This window comes from Candidatus Regiella insecticola LSR1 (genome assembly GCF_000143625.1).
Classification (GTDB): domain Bacteria; phylum Pseudomonadota; class Gammaproteobacteria; order Enterobacterales; family Enterobacteriaceae; genus Regiella; species Regiella insecticola.
Genome location: NZ_GL379589.1, coordinates 8,837 through 10,712, shown reverse-complemented (window position 1 = coordinate 10,712; position 1,876 = coordinate 8,837). Strand labels below are relative to the sequence as shown.

General features: G+C 39.5%; 1 protein-coding gene and 1 pseudogene. Both read right to left on the bottom strand.

Annotated elements, in window-relative coordinates; genetic code table 11:
* Positions 1–312 (bottom strand): 16S rRNA (guanine(527)-N(7))-methyltransferase RsmG (gene rsmG / locus REG_RS13915; protein ID WP_039906827.1); only part of this gene is annotated, 312 nt, incomplete at its 3' end.
* A gap of 48 nt (positions 313–360) precedes the next feature.
* Positions 361–1,876 (bottom strand): annotated as a pseudogene (gene mnmG, locus REG_RS00245) (tRNA uridine-5-carboxymethylaminomethyl(34) synthesis enzyme MnmG); the annotation flags it as partial.

Here is a 1,876-nt window from a genome sequence, read left to right as displayed (position 1 = left end):
AAAGCGGACACGTTTACCTAAGCTATCAAGTAAAGTGAAATGGATGTCAGGACAAACAATGGCTAAAGGAATACCCGGTAAACCCGCACCGGTTCCAACGTCAATAAATTGCTCGCCTTTTAAATAAGGCTTAACAACGATGCTATCCATAATATGACGAATTAATATTTGTTGTGGATCACGTACCGACGTTAAATTATAAGTTTTATTCCATTTATCTAATAAAAGGACATAATGAATAAGCTGCTGTTTTTGTTTATCAGATAAGGTGATTTTTGCCGTTGCTAATAAATATTCTAATTTTTTTAACACCTTTGGGCTCTTAATAATATTTAATCTTTATATAGGAAAGTATTTAAATTAAGCACTGCGGCGCAATAAACTTTGTTTTTTAGCCAAATAAGCAAAATAGATATGGCGGCAGGAGTAATACCTGAAATACGTGATGCTTGCCCAATGGAATGGGGTTTATGATCATTAAGTTTGGCGATCACTTCGTTTGATAGGCCAGGTATTTCGTGATAATTGGTATTAATGGATAATTTTGTATTTTCATTACGTAATTGTTTTGTGATTTCTTCTTGCTGACGTTCAATATATCCCTGATATTTTGTTTGAATTTCAACTTGAGCGGCAGCTTGATAATCTTGCAGTGCGGGGCCAAATAAATTAAGTGCAGTCAGGTTATGGTAATTAATTTCTGGCCGGCGTAATAATTCTTCACCATTGGCTTCTTTTGATAATGGTGTTTTAAGTAATTTGTTGAGCTGAGTAATATGGGGTGAATGAGGAGATACCCAGGTATTACGCAAACGTTGACGTTCTTTTTCTATTTTCTCAACTTTTTCACAGTAGTGTTTCCATCGATCATCATCAACTAAACCTAAGCCACGACCTATTTTAGTTAAACGTAAATCAGCGTTGTCTTCACGTAGCATTAATCGGTATTCAGCTCTAGAAGTAAACATGCGGTAGGGCTCTTTGGTTCCTAGCGTGCTTAAATCGTCTACTAAAACGCCGAGATAAGCTTCATCGCGTCTTGGTGACCAGCTTTCTTTTCCTTTAGCCAAACGCGCTGCATTTAACCCTGCGAGTAAGCCTTGTGCAGCGGCTTCTTCATAACCGGTAGTGCCATTGATTTGGCCAGCAAAGAAGAGTCCGTGGAGGTGTTTACTTTCTAAGGTGTTTTTTAAATCACGTGGATCAAAATAATCATACTCGATGGCGTAGCCAGGGCGGATAATGCGTGCGTTTTCCATTCCCTTTATCGAGTGGATGAGATTTATTTGAGTGTCTAAAGGCAGACTGGTTGAGATGCCGTTTGGGTAGATCTCGTTACTGTTTAATCCTTCAGGCTCTAAAAAAATTTGATGGGTATCACGGTCGGCAAAGCGTACTACTTTATCTTCAATTGATGGGCAGTAGCGGGGGCCAATTCCTTCAATTTCTCCTGTGTACATTGGACTACGATCAAGATTGTTTCTGATGATTTCATGTGTTTTTTTATTAGTGTGAGTGATATGACATGCAATCTGTTTTGGTCGTTGTGTCAGATGGTCTAGGAAAGAAAAGTTTGGAATGGGAGTATCACCTAATTGTACGGTTAGCTGACTGAAATCGATAGTTTTTGCATCAATACGGGGAGGAGTACCTGTTTTTAGGCGATTTACGCGTAGCGGAAGTTCTTTTAGGCGATGTGACAATGTGATTGATGCGGGGTCTCCTGCACGGCCTCCGCTGTGATTTTCTAAGCCAATGTGAATTTTGCCATCTAGGAAGGTACCGACGGTTAAAATTACGGTTTTGGCACGGAATCTCTGGCCGGTTTTTGTCACTGCACCTGCTACAGAATTATTTTCGATGATCAGGTCTTCAA